At 36.8% G+C, this 1072-nt stretch carries 2 protein-coding genes; both read right to left on the bottom strand.

From position 1 onward, the window contains the following. The coding region (locus CJ305_RS19220; protein WP_143469427.1) for an FAD-dependent oxidoreductase at positions 1-709 on the bottom strand (709 nt) is incomplete at its 3' end. Between the two features lies 1 nt (position 710). After that, the coding region (locus tag CJ305_RS19225; RefSeq protein ID WP_143469428.1) for a cation transporter at positions 711-1072 on the bottom strand (362 nt) is incomplete at its 5' end.

Raw genomic sequence — 1072 nt, forward strand, 5'->3', positions numbered from 1 at the left:
GGCCATCCACTTTCTCAATAGCGGTAACATCTGTATTAAGAATAAGTTTTATGCCTAACTCTTTTGTGGCAGAAACAAGATGTTTTACTATATCCTGTTCAAAATTTTCCAAGGGATTTTCCCCACGATGAACAATAGTAACTTCTGCACCACATCGAGCTGCAATATGTGCAAACTCAAAGGCGATATGGCCACCACCGATAAATAACAACGATTTTGGCAATTCTTCTAAATTTAAGAAATCGGTACTGGATTTGGCAAAATGACCGCCTTCAAATTCTAAAACTCTTGGCTTTGAACCCGATGCAATTACAATTTTGTTGGCCTTTACCTTGTCATTTCCAACTTCTAATGTGTTTTTTGAGAGGAATTTAGCTGAACTATGAAAGGTGTCTATGCCATTCTTTTTATATCCTTTTTCAATTTTTGGTGGCATTTCATCCACAAAGGTTTGCTTAAAGGCCATTATGTCCTTCCAATTTACTTTAGGTATGGTATCAATGCCAATACCTTTAAGCCTTTTGGCAAAATCCCGTACTTCTGTAGCGCCTATAATCACTTTTTTTGGGTCACAACCTCTCAAAGCACAAGTACCACCATACGGTAATTCATCTGTGATTCCGACTTTCAGGCCTTTTGAGGCGCACTTATTGGCGATAGTCATTCCCGCCATTCCCGAACCAATTATAAATACATCATATTCTTTCATACTAATTGGTTTGTTTTTTGTCGGTTACTTTATAGCCTGTTGAGTTAATTGCTTTCTCGATTTCCGTTTCATTCGTTTTTGTTTGGTCAAATTCAATGATGGCATTCCCATTTTCGTAGGACACTTTTGAGGTTACAATTCCGTCGAGCTTGTTTACTTCGTGGTTGACGTGCTCTTCGCAACTTGCACAAGTCATCCCTTTTATATCAAAATTTACCGTATTGATATTGGATTGATTTACTATAACTACTTCTTTCTCATTATTTGGATAGAAAATATGAGAGTAGTAAGGAAAGCTTATTGATATAGCCGCAAATAGCATAATACCTAACAAAAAACCTTTAGTTTGAAACCACTTTGGCT

Origin of the sequence: Leeuwenhoekiella nanhaiensis (genome assembly GCF_002744755.1) — a bacterium.
Classification (GTDB): domain Bacteria; phylum Bacteroidota; class Bacteroidia; order Flavobacteriales; family Flavobacteriaceae; genus Leeuwenhoekiella; species Leeuwenhoekiella nanhaiensis.